The organism is Arthrobacter cavernae (assembly GCF_017368795.1).
GTDB lineage: Bacteria > Actinomycetota > Actinomycetes > Actinomycetales > Micrococcaceae > Arthrobacter > Arthrobacter cavernae.
Map to the genome: position 1 here is coordinate 52,161 of NZ_JAFNLL010000010.1, position 16,830 is coordinate 68,990.

16 protein-coding genes are annotated in these 16,830 nt (G+C 67.8%); 9 read left to right on the forward strand and 7 right to left on the reverse strand.

Translation table 11 applies throughout. From position 1 onward, the window contains the following. Positions 1-61: 61 nt before the first annotated feature. Genes J1902_RS05975 through J1902_RS05985 form a run of 3 tightly spaced genes read left to right on the forward strand, consistent with a single transcriptional unit; the run spans position 62 to position 4,450 of the window. Positions 62-277 (forward strand): hypothetical protein, encoded by a 216-nt coding sequence (locus tag J1902_RS05975; RefSeq protein ID WP_207615339.1) that lies wholly within the window; start codon positions 62-64, stop codon positions 275-277. 50 nt (positions 278-327) lie between these two features. Then, positions 328-2,796 carry a helicase-associated domain-containing protein gene (locus J1902_RS05980; RefSeq protein ID WP_207615340.1) on the forward strand — a complete coding sequence of 823 codons (2,469 nt, stop codon included), beginning with the start codon at positions 328-330 and terminating at the stop codon, positions 2,794-2,796. Between the two features lie 10 nt (positions 2,797-2,806). Beyond that, positions 2,807-4,450: a DNA repair helicase XPB gene (locus tag J1902_RS05985; RefSeq protein ID WP_207615341.1), complete on the forward strand. Its 1,644-nt coding sequence runs from the start codon at positions 2,807-2,809 to the stop codon at positions 4,448-4,450. A gap of 52 nt (positions 4,451-4,502) precedes the next feature. Here J1902_RS05985 and J1902_RS05990 read toward each other — a convergent pair whose 3' ends face one another. Continuing rightward, the gene (locus J1902_RS05990) at positions 4,503-5,405 is read right to left on the reverse strand and encodes a LysR family transcriptional regulator ArgP (protein WP_207615342.1); all 903 of its coding nucleotides are present in this window, start codon (positions 5,403-5,405) and stop codon (positions 4,503-4,505) included. 68 nt (positions 5,406-5,473) lie between these two features. Between J1902_RS05990 and J1902_RS05995 the strand changes: the two genes are divergently transcribed. The 4 genes from J1902_RS05995 (at position 5,474) to J1902_RS06010 (ending at position 8,748) form a co-directional block, all read left to right on the forward strand. Continuing rightward, positions 5,474-6,115, forward strand: coding sequence for a LysE/ArgO family amino acid transporter (locus tag J1902_RS05995; RefSeq protein ID WP_207615343.1), 642 nt, complete (start codon positions 5,474-5,476; stop codon positions 6,113-6,115). Positions 6,116-6,192: 77 nt separating this feature from the next. Continuing rightward, a complete protein-coding gene (locus tag J1902_RS06000) occupies positions 6,193-6,903 on the forward strand; it encodes a response regulator transcription factor (protein ID WP_207615344.1) in 711 nt (236 codons plus the stop codon). A 2-nt stretch (positions 6,904-6,905) separates the two neighbouring features. Continuing rightward, positions 6,906-8,354 (forward strand): sensor histidine kinase, encoded by a 1,449-nt coding sequence (locus J1902_RS06005; protein ID WP_207615345.1) that lies wholly within the window; start codon positions 6,906-6,908, stop codon positions 8,352-8,354. A gap of 103 nt (positions 8,355-8,457) precedes the next feature. After that, the gene (locus J1902_RS06010) at positions 8,458-8,748 is read left to right on the forward strand and encodes a WXG100 family type VII secretion target (protein WP_207615346.1); all 291 of its coding nucleotides are present in this window, start codon (positions 8,458-8,460) and stop codon (positions 8,746-8,748) included. Between the two features lie 75 nt (positions 8,749-8,823). On the opposite strand, the gene J1902_RS06015 is transcribed toward J1902_RS06010, so the two are convergent. The 5 genes from J1902_RS06015 to J1902_RS06035 form a co-directional block, all read right to left on the reverse strand. After that, positions 8,824-9,882 carry a ribonuclease HI family protein gene (locus J1902_RS06015; protein WP_207615347.1) on the reverse strand — a complete coding sequence of 353 codons (1,059 nt, stop codon included), beginning with the start codon at positions 9,880-9,882 and terminating at the stop codon, positions 8,824-8,826. 294 nt (positions 9,883-10,176) lie between these two features. Next, positions 10,177-11,808, reverse strand: a complete 1,632-nt coding sequence (groL, locus tag J1902_RS06020) for a chaperonin GroEL (RefSeq protein ID WP_207615348.1) — start codon at positions 11,806-11,808, stop codon at positions 10,177-10,179. Positions 11,809-12,140: 332 nt separating this feature from the next. Further along, positions 12,141-12,347 carry a cold-shock protein gene (locus tag J1902_RS06025; RefSeq protein WP_207615349.1) on the reverse strand — a complete coding sequence of 69 codons (207 nt, stop codon included), beginning with the start codon at positions 12,345-12,347 and terminating at the stop codon, positions 12,141-12,143. 195 nt (positions 12,348-12,542) lie between these two features. Next, positions 12,543-13,178 (reverse strand): LytR C-terminal domain-containing protein, encoded by a 636-nt coding sequence (locus J1902_RS06030; protein WP_207615350.1) that lies wholly within the window; start codon positions 13,176-13,178, stop codon positions 12,543-12,545. Positions 13,179-13,227: 49 nt separating this feature from the next. Then, on the reverse strand, positions 13,228-13,560 hold the full coding sequence (locus J1902_RS06035; protein ID WP_207615351.1) for a DUF3263 domain-containing protein: 333 nt from the start codon (positions 13,558-13,560) through the stop codon (positions 13,228-13,230). 109 nt (positions 13,561-13,669) lie between these two features. Between J1902_RS06035 and J1902_RS06040 the strand changes: the two genes are divergently transcribed. Continuing rightward, the gene (locus J1902_RS06040) at positions 13,670-14,434 is read left to right on the forward strand and encodes a uracil-DNA glycosylase (protein ID WP_207615352.1); all 765 of its coding nucleotides are present in this window, start codon (positions 13,670-13,672) and stop codon (positions 14,432-14,434) included. Positions 14,435-14,486: 52 nt separating this feature from the next. Further along, a complete protein-coding gene (locus J1902_RS06045) occupies positions 14,487-15,326 on the forward strand; it encodes a siderophore-interacting protein (protein WP_207615353.1) in 840 nt (279 codons plus the stop codon). Positions 15,327-15,337: 11 nt separating this feature from the next. Here J1902_RS06045 and J1902_RS06050 read toward each other — a convergent pair whose 3' ends face one another. Continuing rightward, a complete protein-coding gene (locus J1902_RS06050; RefSeq protein ID WP_207615354.1) occupies positions 15,338-16,825 on the reverse strand; it encodes a threonine/serine exporter family protein in 1,488 nt (495 codons plus the stop codon). Positions 16,826-16,830: the final 5 nt, after the last annotated feature.

The following is a 16,830-nucleotide window of genomic DNA, read 5'->3' on the forward strand; positions in this document are numbered from 1 at the left end:
TACAGGGGTGCGGGCATGCGGCGGCGGACACCGGCGGGCCGCGGCTGTTAGCGTTTGAGGCATGACATCCACCGGCTACCGCCGCCCCCTCATGATCGTTGCCGCCGCCGTCGCGGTGTTGTCGCTGGCGGCTGTTGCCGCCGTCATGGCGATTGCCTTCGGTGGCGGAGCGGCCCCGGTCTGGGTGACGTCCACTGCCCTGTACGGGCTGCCGCTCGCGTTCACCCTGATGATCGTGCTGCTCCTGGACGATGTGCGACGCCGGCGCCGACAATAAGGTCAGCCTGACACGGGCTCAGGGCGCCGGGTGGCGGTAACGTTGGAGTGATGTCCCTCATACGCGCGCTTAGCAAGGAACTGGAGGCACGCAGCGACAACTCGCTGCGTGCCCTGTTTGCCGCCCGACCGGACCTGATGTCGCCAACGGCGCCGGATTTCGCGGTCCTGGCCGCACGCGCAAGTGCACGCGTCAGTGTGCAGCGGGCCCTGGAACGGCTCAACAAACCCGAGATGCAGGTCCTGGAAACACTGCACCTGTGCACCAACACCGATACCGGGCACAGCGCGTCCGCCGCGGGACTGAAAAAGGTCATTGCCGGGGCCACGATCGCGGCCCTCGAACCGATCCTTGCCAAGCTCCAGGAACTGGCGCTGGTGCACCGGGCCGAGCCCCCGGCCGGGGCCGCTTCACACGGCCACACCCGGCAGCGCTTCTATTTGCCCGTGGGCAGCCTCAGGGATGTCATCGGCATTTATCCTGCAGGACTGGGCCGCAGCTACACCGAACTGGTCCGGCTGCAGCCCGCCTTCGCCCAGCGCGTGGTCCAGTTGGTTGCCGAACTCCACGAGAGCGGCGTGGGCATCCACGCCGCCAGCACCCCGATGGACGCGGCCCTGGCCCTGCAGCGCTGGACGTCCAGCCCCGAAAGCATGCAGGAGATCCTCTCACACGCCCCGGAGCGCACCAGGGGCCTGCTCGACAAGTTCGGCAGCTGGGCGATGGGCGCGGTCCCGCAGGCGCAGCGCCGGGCGTCCGTCGTCCACGAAAACGCCGACGTCGGACCGGTCGATTGGCTGCTGGCGCGCGGCCTGCTGGTGCCCCTTGATGCCGCGCACGTTGAGCTTCCGCACAGTGTGGGGATTGCCCTGCGCGGAGGCGCCATCGTGGACCACTTCACCGTGGCCCCGCCCGTCCCCGAGCTCGGCAGCACCAGTGCTGCCCTGCGCCGGAACGCCGCGATGGGTGCCATCGCGGAAACCCTGCGCCTCACCGGTGAACTGCTGGCCGCCGTCCGCGAGCAGCCGCTGGCCACGCTGCGCAGCGGCGGTGTGGGCGTGCGTGAACTCAGGCGCCTCGCCGAGGCCATGCGCTACGGGACGAATGAGACGGCCGTTCTCCTGGAAATCTGCGCCCTGTCGGGGTTGCTCCGACTCGACGTCGACACCTCCACGTGGGTGCAGCCGCCGTCGCTGGAATGGCTCGGTCTCCCCCGCCAGGACCAGTGGCTGTGGCTCGTCAATGCCTGGCTCGCCAGCGAGCGTGCGCCGTCACTGGTGGGCCAGCCGCTCACGGGCCCCGCGCCGGCCTCCGCGACGCACCATGGCGCGGCCAGCACCACCATCAACGCCCTATCTGCGGAGGCGCAGCGGCCCGACGCCCCGGTGGTCCGGCGTCGGATCCTGGAAATCCTGGACGAGCTGACGGTGGAGGCCGCAGCCCCCGACGGCCGGGCCCCCGTCCTGAACACGGCCGCCGTGATGGAACGGGCCGAATGGACCCAGCCCCGCATGTCGCGCCGTTTCAGTTCGCTGGTGCGCGGCATCCTGCAGGAGGCCGAGCTCCTGGGGCTCATGGGTTCCGGGGCCTTCACGCAGCTGGGCTCGGCCCTAGCGGCCGGGCGGCCGGAGCAGGCCCTGGAAATCCTCGGCGAGCACTTGCCGGCGGCCGTCAGCCATGTGCTGCTGCAGGCTGACCTGACGGCCGTGGCACCGGGCTACCTGTCGCCGGAGATCAGCGGGAAACTGCTTCTCATGGCCGACGCCGAGGGGCAGGGCCCGGCCACGATCTACCGCTTCTCCGGGGACTCAGTGCGGCGGGCGCTCGACGCCGGCCATGACGCCGCTTCCCTGCTCGATTTCCTGCGCGAGCACTCCGCTACCGATGTTCCGCAGCCGCTGGAGTATCTGGTGCAGGACACGGCGTCCCGGCACGGCCGCTTGCGGGTGTCCACGAGTGCCAGCTTCATCCAGAGCGACGACGAATCGGCCATCTCCGAACTTCTGAACGAGGACGGCACCTCGGTACTTGGGCTGGTCCGCATCGCTCCCACGGTCCTGACGTCCACGGCCAGCCCGCGCGAGGTGGCCCGGACCCTGCGCGGACTCGGACTCTCGCCCACCGTCCAGGACGCGGAGGCCGCCGTCGTGCGCCTGAAACGGACCACCGCGCTGCCCGGCAGTGTCCGTCCGCTGTATGCGGCGCCGCGGACGGCTCCGCCGGACGACGAGGTCGACGCCCAGATCGCCGTGTTGCGCCAGCAACGCCATGCGCCGAACGTTACGGGCGAGGCGAGCGCGCAGCTCGGCCTGGAAACACTGCAGAAGGCCATCCGGCTTAAGCAGGCGGTGACCATGAACGTGGTGGACAGCCTGGGCAACTCCAACACCGAAACGGTGGTTCCGGTGTCCGTGTCCGGCGGGCGCGTCCGCGTGTTCGATCCGGGCAAGGACACCGAACGGGTCCTGTCCATCCACCGGATCATCGACGTCGAAGCTGCAGGGGAGCTGCAGAAGTGAGGAAGCAACAGTGAGCAACGGTCCGCTGATCGTACAAAGCGACAAGACCATCCTGCTGGAAGTGGACCACGAGCTCGCCACCGAGGCCCGGCATGCCATTGCGGCCTTCGCGGAACTCGAACGGGCGCCGGAGCACATGCACAGCTACCGGCTGACGCCCCTGGGCCTGTGGAACGCCCGGGCGGCCGGGCTTGACGCGGAGCAGGTGCTGGACACGCTGTTGAAGTACTCCCGTTTCCCAGTGCCGCACGCGCTGCTGATCGACGTCGAGGAGACCATGTCCCGGTACGGCCGCCTGCGGCTGGAGAAGGACCCGCAGCACGGCCTGGTGATGCGCACCGATGACTACCCCGTGCTGGAGGAAGTCATCCGGGCCAAGAAAATCGCGCCGCTGCTGGGGCCGCGGATCGACGGCGAAACGGTGGTGGTCCACTCCTCCCAGCGCGGGCAGCTCAAGCAGCTGCTGCTCAAGCTCGGCTGGCCCGCGGAGGACCTGGCCGGCTATGTGGACGGCACGCCGCACCTGATCGCCCTGAACGAGGACGGCTGGAAGCTGCGCCCCTACCAGCAGCTGGCCACGGAGAACTTCTGGGCCGGCGGCAGCGGCGTCGTCGTGCTGCCCTGCGGCGCGGGCAAGACCCTGGTGGGCGCGGCAGCCATGGCCACGAGCTCCACCACCACGCTGATCCTGGTGACCAACACGGTGGCGGCGCGGCAGTGGAAGGACGAACTGCTCAAGCGCACCTCGCTGACGGAGGACGAGATCGGCGAGTACTCGGGCGCTGTGAAGGAGGTCCGGGCCGTCACGATCGCCACCTACCAGGTGCTGACCACCAAGCGTGGCGGCCTCTACCCGCACTTGGAACTCGTGGACGGACACGACTGGGGCCTGATCATCTACGACGAGGTGCACCTGCTGCCGGCACCGATCTTCCGCATGACGGCAGACCTGCAGGCCCGGCGCCGGTTGGGCCTTACCGCGACACTGGTGCGCGAGGACGGGCGCGAGGGCGAGGTCTTCAGCCTGATCGGCCCCAAACGCTACGACGCCCCTTGGAAGGACATTGAGGCGCAGGGCTACATCGCACCGGCCGACTGCGTGGAGGTCCGGGTGGACCTGCCGCGGGACGAGCGCGTGGCCTACGCCATGGCCGACGACGCCGACAAGTACCGGCTGTGCGCCACCTCGGAGACCAAGACGCAGCTGGTGGAGCGGATCGTGGCCCGGCACGAAGGCGAGCAGCTGCTGGTGATCGGCCAGTACATCGACCAACTGGACGAGATCGGCGAGCGCCTGGACGCCCCCGTCATCAAGGGCGAAACACCTGTGAAGGTGCGGCAGGCGCTGTTTGATGCCTTCCGCGCCGGGGAGGTGCACACCCTGGTGGTGTCCAAGGTGGCGAACTTCTCCATCGACCTGCCGGAGGCGTCCGTGGCCATCCAGGTCTCCGGATCCTTCGGGTCCCGGCAGGAGGAGGCGCAGCGCCTGGGACGGCTGCTGCGGCCCAAGCAGGACGGCCGCTCGGCCCGCTTCTATTCGCTCGTGGCCCGGGACACCCTGGACCAGGACTTCGCCGCGAAGCGGCAGCGGTTCCTCGCGGAGCAGGGCTACGCCTACCGGATCGTGGACGCGAAGGACGTTGACGCGGCGTAGGAACGGCCCAGGCCCCGCGGCGAGTTCGCACTCTTGGCTCAGGCGCTCTGGCTCAGGGCTTGAGCAGGTAGTCCGCGGCCGTGTCCCGGACCGCCGCGCTCAGGGCATCGAGCATCCGCGACGGCGTACGCCAGCGCTGCCAGTAGAGGGCGACGTCGAAGGGCCGGTCCGGTGCCAGCTCCACCAAGCGCCCGGCGTCGAGGTCCGGCCCGCATTGGATCTCCGGCACCAGGCCCCAGCCGAGCCCCAACCGGATGGCGTCGGCGAAGTCCTGGGTCGCGGGCACGTAATGCCGGGGACCCGGGACGGCGACGGGGCTGCCGAGCAGGGTTTCGAGGAACTTCCGCTGGTAGCTGTCCTTGCGGTCGAAGTCGACTGCGGGCGCGGCGTTGAGGGCATGGGGATGGATGCCGCCGGGCAGCCAGCGGTCCACGAACTCCGGCGCGGCAACCGCCCGGTACCGCATGACGCCCAGACCCTCCACACGGCAGCCCTGGACGGGCTCGGGCGTGGCCGTCACGGCCGCCATCACGGTCCCCGAGCGCAGCAGGGACGTGGAATGCTGCTCGTCGTCGCGGTGTAGATCGAAGGTGACGCCAAGATCCTTGGGCACCCGGACCAGCGCCTTAAGGAACCAGACGGCCAGCGAATCGGCGTTGACCACGACGGGCACGGCCACATGCCCGGGGCCTGCGGGCAGGCCGAGCTCCGCTCCGGCGTCGGCCTCCAGCTGGGCGAGCTGCCGGGCGAGCCGCAGCACCACTTCGCCGGCTTCCGTGGCCTGCACGGGGTTGCTGCGCTGCAGCAGCACCCGCCCGGCGCTCTGCTCGAGCGCTTTGAGCCGTTGGGAGACCGCCGACGGCGTGATGTGGAGCAGGCGGGCCGCCGCCTCGAGCGTCCCTTCCGAGAGCACCGTGGCGAAGGTGAGCAGCTGTTCCGAAGGAAACCGAGTCATAAGGAGATCTTACGTAGCATGAGAATCTTTAGCTGGTCTGAATTACTGGGCGGCCATAGTGTCGATGGGTGAACACCTCCGACATCCTCCACGCCGCAGGCCTTGGCCTCGGAACCGGACTGGCCCTCATCGTCGCCATCGGCGCGCAGAACGCCTTTGTGCTGCGACAGGGAATCCGCGGGCAACATGTCTGGCCCATTGTGGCCGTCTGTGCCCTCTCGGACGCCGCCCTCATCGCCGCCGGCGTAATAGGCACCGGTGCGCTGTTCACAGCGGCGCCGCTCGCCGTCGTCGTCCTCCGTTACGTGGGGGCCGCCTTCCTGGTGGGGTACGGCGCCATGGCGGCGCGGCGCGCCCTGCGCCCGCAAGCGCTGACGGCGGCCGACGGCGGCACCTCCTCCCCGGCCGGCGGACGCGCAGGCCTGGCCGCCGCCCTGGCGACCGTCCTGGCCCTGACGTGGCTCAACCCGCACGTGTACCTGGATACCGTGGTGCTCCTTGGCTCCGTGGCCAATGCGCAGGGCGCGGGGCTGCAGTGGTGGTTCGGTGGGGGCGCCATGGTAGGCAGTGTCCTGTGGTTCTGCTCGCTGGGCTTCGGCGCGAGGCTTCTCCGCGGCTTCTTCGCCCGGCCGGCGTCGTGGCGGATCCTGGACGGCGGGATCGCCGTGACGATGACGGCGCTGGGAGTCGGGCTGGCGCTGGGCGGCTAGCAATTGTCGAGCGCCGCGCAGATTCCTCCCATCAAGCGTCCAGTCAACTCACAGAAACTGGGAGCATTATGGATGTCATGAAAAAGAACGGCCCCGAAGCCAAGCTCCTTGTCGTCGACGACGAACCCAACATCCGTGAGCTGCTCTCCACGTCCCTGCGCTTCGCAGGCTTCGAGGTCGTGGCCGCTTCGAATGGCCGCGAGGCGCTCGCCGCCGCCGAGCTGCACGCCCCGGACCTCGCCGTCCTGGACGTCATGCTCCCCGACATGGACGGCTTCACCGTCACCCGCCGCCTCCGGGCTTCCGGCAAGCACTTCCCCGTCCTGTTCCTCACCGCCAAGGACGATACCGAGGACAAGGTCACCGGCCTCACCGTGGGCGGGGACGACTACGTCACCAAGCCCTTCAGCCTGGACGAGGTGGTGGCCCGCATCCGCGCCGTGCTGCGCCGCACCCAGCCGCTGGAAGACGACGACGCCGTGATCCGCGTGGATGACCTGGAACTCGACGACGACGCCCACGAGGTCCGCCGCGGCGGCACCGTGATCGAGCTGTCCCCCACCGAGTTCAAGCTGCTGCGCTACCTCATGCTCAACCCCAACCGGGTGCTGTCCAAGGCGCAGATCCTGGACCACGTGTGGGAGTACGACTTCAACGGCGATGCCTCCATTGTGGAGTCCTACATCTCCTACCTGCGCCGCAAGGTGGACATCGATCCCGATGCCGCAGCCCTGATCCAGACCAAGCGCGGCGTGGGCTACGTGCTGCGGACGGCAGAGAAGCGCTGACCTTGGTACAGCGCTGGAAAGCGGCCTCCCTGCGGTCCCAGCTGGTCGCCATCATCATGGGCCTGCTGCTCCTTGCCCTGGCCGCCACGGGAGCAGGGACACTGGCACTGGTCCAGAGATACCTGCAGGACCAGGTTGACGACAAACTCAAGGCCGCGGTCCAGTTGGCGCAGATCCAGCAGTCGTTCGACAAGCTGTCCCAACACAACCCCTCCGTGCCCACGGACTATTCACTGACGCTGTACGTCCCGGGGCTTTCGCCTTATCCTTTTGGCGGCAGCAAGGGCTCCCGTCCTGATATTTCCAACATCACCCCGGCCGAGGCCAAGGAACGTGGTTTCACCCCGTTCCAGGCGCGGGGCACCGATGGCGGGAACTGGCGTGTGGTGGCCGTGAATGTCGTGGACGAGAACGGGCGCAGCGGGGTGGTGATCGTCGGACTGCCCCTTTCCCCCGTGGACAAAGTCATGGAGCACGCAACCCTGGTGGTGGTGGGCGTCGGGCTCCTGACGCTCGTCCTGGCGTTCTTCATTGCGACGTGGACCGTAGCGCGGTCCTTCCGGCCGCTGGGCCGTGTGGAAAAGACCGCTGCAGCGATCGCCGCCGGCGATCTCTCCCGTCGTGTGGAAATCGAGAACCCCAACACCGAGGTCGGCCGTCTGGGTGGCTCCCTGAACGCCATGCTCGCCCACATCGAAGCCTCGTTCGCGGCCCGGGCAGCCTCCGAGGCCCGCATGCGCCGCTTCGCCGCGGATGCCTCGCACGAGCTCCGGACCCCGCTGGTCACCATCCGCGGCTTCTCCGAGCTCTACCGCCATGGCGCCCTGGCCAGCGAGGACGACGTGGCCATGGCCATGGGCCGGATCGAAAGCGAGGCCAAGCGCATGGGCTCCATGGTGGAGGACCTCCTGCTGCTTGCCCGCCTCGACGAACAGCGTCCCCTGCAGCTCAGGCCAGTGGACCTCCAGCTGCTCGCGCACGACGCCGTGGTGGACTCCCTGGCGATTTCCAGCGGCCGCACCATTTCACTCATAGGGCTCGACGGCGGCAGCGCCTCGCCTGCCCCGGTGCGCGGCGATGAGGCCAAACTCCGCCAAGTGGTGGGGAACCTGGTAGGCAATGCCCTGCGCTACACGCCGGACGGCAGTCCGATTGAGCTGGCCGTGGGGGTCCGCAGCACACCGTCCGGGGCTTTCTCCGTCATCGAGATCCGTGACCACGGGCCCGGAATCCCGGAGAGCGAGGCCCCCAGGATCTTCGAGCGCTTCTACCGTTCCGACACCTCGCGGACCCGCGAGACCGGCGGCAGCGGCCTTGGCCTTGCCATTGTGGCGGCGATCGTGGGATCGCACGACGGCACCATGCGCGTGGAAGAGACCGACGGCGGCGGCGCCACCCTGGTGGTCAGCCTGCCGTTCCGCGAGGAGCCGGCCGAGCTGTTATCCACATAGCAGCGATGGGTGGTACCGGGGCCCCACACGGCTCCCTAGGCTCGTGGCAGAGGACAAAGTCCCGCCGCAGCCCGCGGACCCGTCACAGTCGAAAGGCACCACCATGAGCGTCATCTCCGTCGATACCGAACTCCTCCAACTCAAGTCAGCCAACGTCAAGGCGACGGTGGACCGCATCAGCGCCGACGTCCAGGCCATGAAGAGCGGCCTTGACGAACTGCAGGCCACCTGGCGCGGCTCTGCCGCCAACAATTTCCAGTCCCTCGTGAGCGAATGGACGCTGACGCAGCGCAAGGTGGAGGAATCCTTGGCCTCGATCAACCTTGCGCTGTCCTCCGCGGCCGCGAGCTACCTTCAGGTGGAGCAGGGCAACACCCAGCGCTTCACGTATTAGGCTCCTGCGGGGCCGCTGCCTGTCCCCCACAGGCGGCAGCCCCGCACCTCAACGCACGCCCACCAGGTCAAAGCATCAGTTCTCCGGGGTTCCCTGGTGGAAGCGCAGCCGCCACCGGCCGCCGTCGAGCAGCCAGACCGAGCTGCGCAGGGCCGAACCGGCCTTTCCGTGGCTTCGGTAGTTCAGGAGCACGGTGCCCTCATTGAGGCGGTCGGCGCCAAGGAGTTCGAGTTCGCTGGATTCGCCGAGATCCCCTTCGAGCTCCATCATCATCGCGTCACGGGTCCAGAGCCGCCCGGAGCTGCCGATCTCGGTGAAGTCCGGGTGAAGCAGCACCCCCGTGCGGCCGATGTCGGCGCGCACCTCCGGCCGCAGCAGCTCCCGCTCCAGCGCCACCACGGTGTCCTCGGCGGCAAGTTCCTGACCGGCGGGTGCTTCCTCGTCAAAATCGCTGAAGAGGTCCGGTTCGCTGAAGAGGTCGGGCTGGTTGAAGAGGTCGGGCTGGTTGAAGACGTCCGGCGGGGAAACAGGAGCCGCTTGGGCGGACGGGGCCGGGCCGCCAAAGAGGGTGGGCTCGCCGGCGGCGGCGGTCGCAGCGGCAGAAGGCTTGGCACCCGTGGCAGGCGCAGCACCGGCTGAAGGCGTACTTCCGCTGGACGTGGACGGGGCGCCTGGGAAGCCGGGGCCCGGCGGAGCCGTGGACTTCTGCTGGTAGGCGGTGGCCATGGCGCGTGCACGGTCGTCCGCGGCCTCATTGAGGGGGTGCCCGGCGTGGCCCTTGACCCATTCGAAGGTGTATTTGCGACCGACAATGGCCTGGTCGATCTCCTTGAGCAGATCGAGGTTCAGGACGGGCTTTCCGTCCGCCTTGCGCCAGCCCTTGCGCTTCCAGCCGGGCATCCATTTGCTGATGCAGTTGATGACGTACTGGCTGTCGCACAGGATCCGCAGCTCTTCCTGAGGGAGGTGCGCCGTGGACCGCAAAAGGTCCAGCACTGCCATGAGCTCGCCCTGGTTGTTGGTGCCGTGCGGCCATCCACCGGCGCGCCAGCAGGAGTCGTCAACGTACCAGGCCCAACCGGCCGGCCCAGGATTGCCGAGGGCAGAACCGTCGGCGGCAGCAATAATCGTCATGCCTTCAATCCTGCCAGACCATGCCGACAGGATTCGTCGCGGAGGTCCTGCCCGGAGCTGCGCGGTCCGGAACCACACATGGGCCGGACTGCGCACTACCCGCAACGGTCCCTGCCCGTCGGAAATTCTGCACCCGGTGCGGACATCCGCTGCAGCCCGGCCGGGTGCCGATCTCCTCAGCGGGTGCAGAAACGGCAAGCTGCGCGGAACGACCGCGCAGAAACGGCGACGGCGGCCCCCACCTTCGGTGGGGACCGCCGTCGTCAGTGTGGCTGAATGGTCAGCGCAGGGGGCTTAGAAGCCGCCCATGCCGCCCATGCCGCCCATGTCGTCGCCGCCGGCAGGAGAGCTCTTCTCCGGCTTGTCGGCAACTACGGCCTCGGTGGTCAGGAACAGACCAGCGATGGAGGCAGCGTTCTGCAGGGCCGAGCGGGTAACCTTTACGGGGTCGTTGACGCCGGCAGCCAGCAGGTCCTCGTAAACGCCGGTGGCGGCGTTCAGGCCGTGGCCGGCAGGCAGGCCGCGGACCTTGTCGGCAACAACGCCCGGCTCGAGGCCAGCGTTGAAGGCGATCTGCTTCAACGGAGCGTCGATGGCGACCTTGACGATGTTGGCGCCCGTTGCTTCGTCGCCATTCAGGTTCAGGTTGGCAAATGCCTTGGCGCCGGCCTGGATCAGGGCAACGCCACCACCGGCGACGATGCCTTCTTCAACGGCAGCCTTTGCGTTGCGGACTGCGTCCTCAATGCGGTGCTTGCGTTCCTTGAGCTCAACTTCGGTTGCGGCACCGGCCTTGATGACTGCAACGCCGCCGGCCAGCTTGGCCAGGCGTTCCTGCAGCTTCTCGCGGTCGTAGTCCGAGTCGGAGTTTTCGATCTCGGCGCGAATCTGGGCCACGCGGCCGGCGATCTGCTCGGCGTCGCCGGCACCTTCAACGATGGTGGTCTCGTCCTTGGTGACAACAACCTTGCGGGCGGTGCCCAGCAGTTCGAGGGTTGCGTTCTCAAGGTTCAGGCCGACCTCGGAGGAGATGACCTGGCCGCCGGTGAGGATGGCGATGTCGGCGAGCTGTGCCTTGCGACGGTCACCGAAGCCCGGAGCCTTGACGGCAACAGACTTGAACGTGCCACGGATCTTGTTGACGATCAGGGTGGCCAGGGCCTCGCCCTCGATGTCTTCGGCGATGATCAGCAGCGGCTTGTTCGACTGCATGACCTTCTCCAGAACCGTGACGAGTTCCTTCACGTTGGAGATCTTGGAGTTGACGATCAGGATGTACGGGTCTTCGAGGACCGTTTCCTGGCGCTCAGCGTCGGTGACGAAGTAGGCGGAGATGTAACCCTTGTCGAAGCGCATGCCTTCGGTGAGTTCGAGCTCCAGGCCGAAGGTGTTGGACTCCTCGACCGTGATGACGCCTTCCTTGCCCACCTTGTCCAGGGCCTCGGCAATGAGGTTGCCGATTTCGGTGTCGCCGGCCGAGATGGAAGCCGTAGCCGCGATCTCTTCCTTGGTCTCGATCTCCTTGGCGGAGGCCAGGAGTTCGCGGATGACGGCTTCGGTAGCCTTCTCGATGCCGCGCTTGAGGGACAGCGGGTCGGCACCGGCAGCTACGTTGCGCAGGCCTTCCTTGACCAGGGCCTGGGCCAGGACGGTGGCGGTGGTGGTACCGTCGCCGGCGACGTCATCCGTCTTCTTGGCAACTTCCTTGACCAGTTCGGCGCCGATCTTCTCGAACGGGTCGTCCAGTTCGATCTCCTTGGCGATGGAAACACCATCGTTGGTGATCGTGGGGGCGCCCCACTTCTTTTCGAGGACGACGTTGCGTCCACGCGGGCCGAGGGTGACCTTGACGGCGTCGGCGAGGGTGTTCAGACCCCGCTCGAGGCCGCGGCGTGCCTCTTCATCAAATGCAATGATCTTGGCCATAGCGGCGGTAGTCCTTTCGGGACAGTCGTTAAGAAGGTACCTGGGGCTGCGGTGCCCGCGACGGACGAACCTTGTGCTTGCGGCCTCTGTATGCCGCGCGCTCCGGATCTCACCACAGCAAGGTGTTTCTTGGTCCCCCGCGCCCGGAAAGCGGTCCGCTGCCGGCCGGAGCCGGCGTCGAGTTAGCAGTCAGAGCGCAGGAGTGCTAAGTCAATAATTAGCACTCGCCCGGGGAGAGTGCAAGCAGAAGGCGACTTGTTTGCCCGCGGCTTAAGCCACGCAGGGCCGTGAACAGGGGCGCCGGTGCAGCAGCGACGCCCCCGGCCCGGCGGTCACTCGGCGAACTGCACGCCTTCGGCCTGGGGGCCCTTCTGCCCTTCGCCAAGCTCGAATTCAACGCGCTGGCCCTCTTCCAGGACGCGGTAGCCTTCCATCTGGATGGCGGACCAGTGCACAAAAACGTCGTCGCCGGAACCATCCACAGTGATGAAGCCGTAGCCTTTTTCGGCATTGAACCATTTGACGGTTCCCAAAGCCATGATGCCCACACTTTCAACTAGCCTGACCCGGCCTCCCGGGATCTCCGGGCCGGATTCAATCAACTGTAACCACAGTCACGTTGTCCGCGCCCGGGAGCAGGGCAAGGGCCGCCACATTGTTATTGAGGCTTAACCGAGTTGGGCCGGAACGGCCGTGATTCGGGCGCCCCGACGGGTCCCCGACGACGGCAGAGGCTAGGCGTAGCCGGGGCCCAGGACAACCACCAGGGGCTGCTGGATTTCCAGGGATTCCACCACGTTGGCAATCCCCAGCAGGGTGGCGAGCGCCTGGGCGTTGCCCTTCTGGGCCAGGCTGTTGTAGAAGATCACCGAGTTCCGCTGGGGCAGTCCGCCCCAGTTTCCGACGGTGGAGAGCGGCCAGCCGCCGCCTTCCACCATCCCGGCAACACGGCCGGCCAGGCCACTGGTGGTGGTGGCGTTGTAGACGGACACTGCCGTGCTCTTGTCCACGGACAGATCCGAGGGAGCTGCCGATGCCGAGGGAGTTGCCGACGCCGATGGCTCAGTGGAGGGCACGGCGGACGGCTCCGTGGAAGCGACAGGCTGGCTCGCCGGGTCCGACGGTGCGGACGACGGGGCTGTACCCTCCACGGCACCCTGCTGGGAAATGCTCGTGGATGCCTGGGGCACGGTGAATCCGAGCTTGGGGAAGATGAAGAAGGCAAGCAGGCCGACGGACAGCGCCAGGACGCCGAGGGCCAGGACCGGCCACAGCGCAGGGCGAGACGGTGCGGTGATGGCCCGGTGGACGCCCTGCCGTGAGGGGCTCTGCGGGACGCGGTCGAATTCATCCCTGGCAAATTTGGTCATGGTGAAGCGTTGTCCTTGCTGCTTGCTTGCTGAGAAATCAGCGTGGCGTTTACGCGTCGGACCCCAAGCGGCGCGCAGTACGCGCACGCTGGCGCGACGTACGTAGTCTACGCAGTCGCTTTACCAACATGGGATCGTGTGCCAATGCGTCCTCAGTATCGATGAGCGCATTGAGGATCTGGTAATAGTGCGTGGCGGAGAGGTCGAACAACTCCCTGATGGCCTGTTCCTTGGCCCCCGCGTACTTCCACCATTGCCGTTCGAGCGCGAGCATCTGCTGATCCCGCTCGCTCAGGGGGGAATCACTGCGCGTCTCGGCCGAGAGGTCCGCGAGAGCCGGGCGGTCAACGCCGGCCGGATGCTCGGGGGCGGGCTGCGTCATGGCACACTCCTTCGGCGCGTTGGGGGCTGGTCTCCCTCTCCATGCTACGGGCGAATACGGAGGCTGTCATTTAGCCGGGGGCCGCCGCGCGGGGGACAATGGCGGCGTGATGGGTGACGATACGCTGTTTGAGCTGGAGCCCGCCGGTGGCGGCACGGACGGTTTCGCGGAACTGGCCGGCCTGCCGTTGGGGGAAATCATGGCCCCCGACTGGGCGGAGGCCCTGCGGCCGGTGGAGCCCCAGCTGCGCTCCGCGTTGGACTTCGTAGCGGCCCAATCCGCTGCCGGACACCAGGTTCTCCCCGCCGCCGGAAACCTCCTCCGTGCCTTCCGCCGGCCGCTGGCCGACGTCAAGGTCCTGATCCTGGGCCAGGATCCCTACCCGACGCCGGGACACGCCGTCGGGCTGTCCTTCGCTGTTTCGCCGCAGACCCGGCCCATCCCCCGCAGCCTCAGCAACATCTACCGCGAACTCCACGACGATCTGGGGCTGCCGCCGCGCGTGCACGGCGACCTTTCGGCCTGGACCGCCCAGGGCGTCCTCCTGCTCAACCGGGTCCTCAGCGTCAGCGCAGGCAGCGCCGGCTCACACCGGGGGAAGGGCTGGGAGGCCATCACGACGGCGGCAGTCACCGCCGTCGCCGGCCGCCGCGACGCGGAAGGCAGGCAGAGCCCGCTGGTGGCCATCCTGTGGGGCAAGGACGCTGAGGCTGTGGTGCCGCTGCTGGACGGCGCACCGGCGCTCGTTTCGGCGCACCCCAGCCCCTTGTCCGCGTCACGCGGTTTCTTCGGCTCCCGGCCGTTCAGCCAAGCCAACGCACTGCTGTCCGGGCAAGGCGCGGAGCCTGTGGATTGGGAACTGCCGGTGCTGTAACGGGGAGCCATCGAGGAGGCAAGGTCACGTCTCTTAGCTTAGGCTTACCTACATGACTGCCCTGCCTGCCACTTCCTCCGCCACGCGCAACACCCGCCCCCAGGTGAACCTCACGGTCCTGCGCAAGGAACGGCTCTCGCCGTACATGGTGCGGATCATCGCCGGCGGCCCGGGCTTTGCCGGCTACACGCACAACGAGTTCGTGGACCGGTACATCAAGATCGTTTTCCCCCAGCCGGACGTCGACTACCCGCAGCCGCTGGACCTGTGGTCGATCCGCGAATCCATGCCCCGCGCCCAGTGGCCCCACACCCGCACGTACACGATCCGCTGGGTGGACATGGCGGCGCAGGAACTTGCCGTTGATTTTGTGGTGCACGGGGATGAAGGCCTCGCCGGACCATGGGCCCTCACCGCCGAGCCCGGCGATTCCCTCATCTTCACGGGCCCGGGCGGCGCCTTCAACCCTGCCCGCGACGCCGACTGGCACCTTTTCGCCGGCGACGACGCCGCGCTGCCGGCGATCGCCGCGTCCATCGAATCCCTGTCGCCGGACGCCCGCGGCATCGCGTTCCTCGAGGTGGACAGCACCGCCGACATCCTGGACATCACCGCCCCCTCCGGCGTCGAACTGAAGTGGCTGCTGCGCGAGGGCGTCCCGGCAGGCTCCAGCGAGCTGCTCATCGAGGCACTGCGCTCCGCGGAGTTCCCGGCCGGCCGCGCCAGCGTGTTTGCCCACGGGGAGCGCGGGTACATGAAGGCCATGCGCGAAGTGTTCTTCGTCAAGCACGGCCTGGAGCGCGCCCAGGTTTCCCTGTCCGGGTACTGGGCCCAGGGCCGCGTGGAGGACGTCTTCCAGGCCGAGAAGAAACTGCCGATCGGCCAGATCTAGCGGCGCCTGATCTAGCGCCGCCGGACCCTGCGGCGTTCGTTGCTCGACAGGCTCTTGGTGAACGGCCGGGCCAGGTTGTCGCCGAGGACGATGCCCGCGGCAACGCCCATGACAATCGCGGCGGCATTCAGCATGCCCCCGGCACCGAGCAGGATGTCCCCTTCCTCCACTGTCAAGACATACATGGAACGGAATATCTTGAGTCCGGGCAGCAGGATCAATGCCGCCGGCACGGCAACCACCAGCTGGGGGGCTCCCAGCTTCAGGGCCACCACCCGGGCCAGCAGGCCAATGATGATCGCCGCGAGGGCCGGTGACAAGCGGTCCCCCAGACCCAGTGTGCTGGCGCCCCACAAGGCGAAGAACCCCACCAGGCCAACCGCCGCCGTCGGGAGCAAAAGGCGCGTCTGCGTCTGCTCCGTGACGCCGATCGCCACCACCGCGACGGCGATCAGGATCGCCTGGCCCCACAAGGGATACGCCTCGGGGAATGTTTGCGTGACGTCCAGCGCTTCGCTGCCGATGAGCTCACCCACGACGACGGCGACGCCAATGCCCGCGACAATCGCGCCGAAGGTCAGGAACGTGGAGAGGAACCGGCCCGCGGCCGTGACGGGGAAGCCATTGATGGCGTCCTGGACGGAGGAGACGAGCCTGCCCGTGGGCAGCAACAGCAGGATCCCGCCAGCCACCACGATGGACGGCGGGATGTCCGCACCGGCCCAGCGCAGCATGAGGGCTATGAAGGTGACAAGGAACGAGCACGCGAGCGTCGCGAAGAAATCCGGGGTGCGCCATCTGCCCAGTTGCCGGGCCACGAGGTTGACCAACAGGTTTGAGACGAACGCGAGAGCCGACGCGCCCGGACCGCCGCCCAGGACACCGACGAACACCGCAGCGAACACGCCGAAGGCCATGGTGACCATCCAGCGCGGGAACGGCTTGGTGCTGCGGATGATGTCATCCAGCCGGCGGACGGCCTCGGAACGACCCACTCCCCCTGCCACGATGTCCGTGACCAGCTGGTGCACCTGGGCCAGCCCGGCGTAGTTGTTGGTCCAGGAACGGACCACGCGCAGCAGCGAGATGGGCGTCTGGTCCTTGGGAGCATAGTTGATCGAGACGGATTGGTTGGTGATGTCCACTTCGATGTTTTTCAGCCCCAGGGCCGCCGTCACGGCGATCATGCTGGTCTCGACCTCCAGGGCGCCCGCGCCATACCGGAACATGGACTCGGCCAGGTGCAGGGCGAAGTCGATCGTCTTGCGCGCGGAGGCATCAACGCCTCCCACTTGGATGGTGGGGTTCGCGTAGGGGCTGCCTGCCAGGCGGTCCACGATGCTCATGGGCGCGGTGGGCGGGTTCTCCCCCTGCACCAGCCGGCGCAGCATGCGCTTGGCGTTGACGTTCTGGCGGACCTGCGAGGGCCTGAGCGGCTGTGTCTTGGGCAGCCCGTCCGTGGGGGGCCTGGAACCGGCGCCTTCGGGTGGTTCAGTCACTCTGG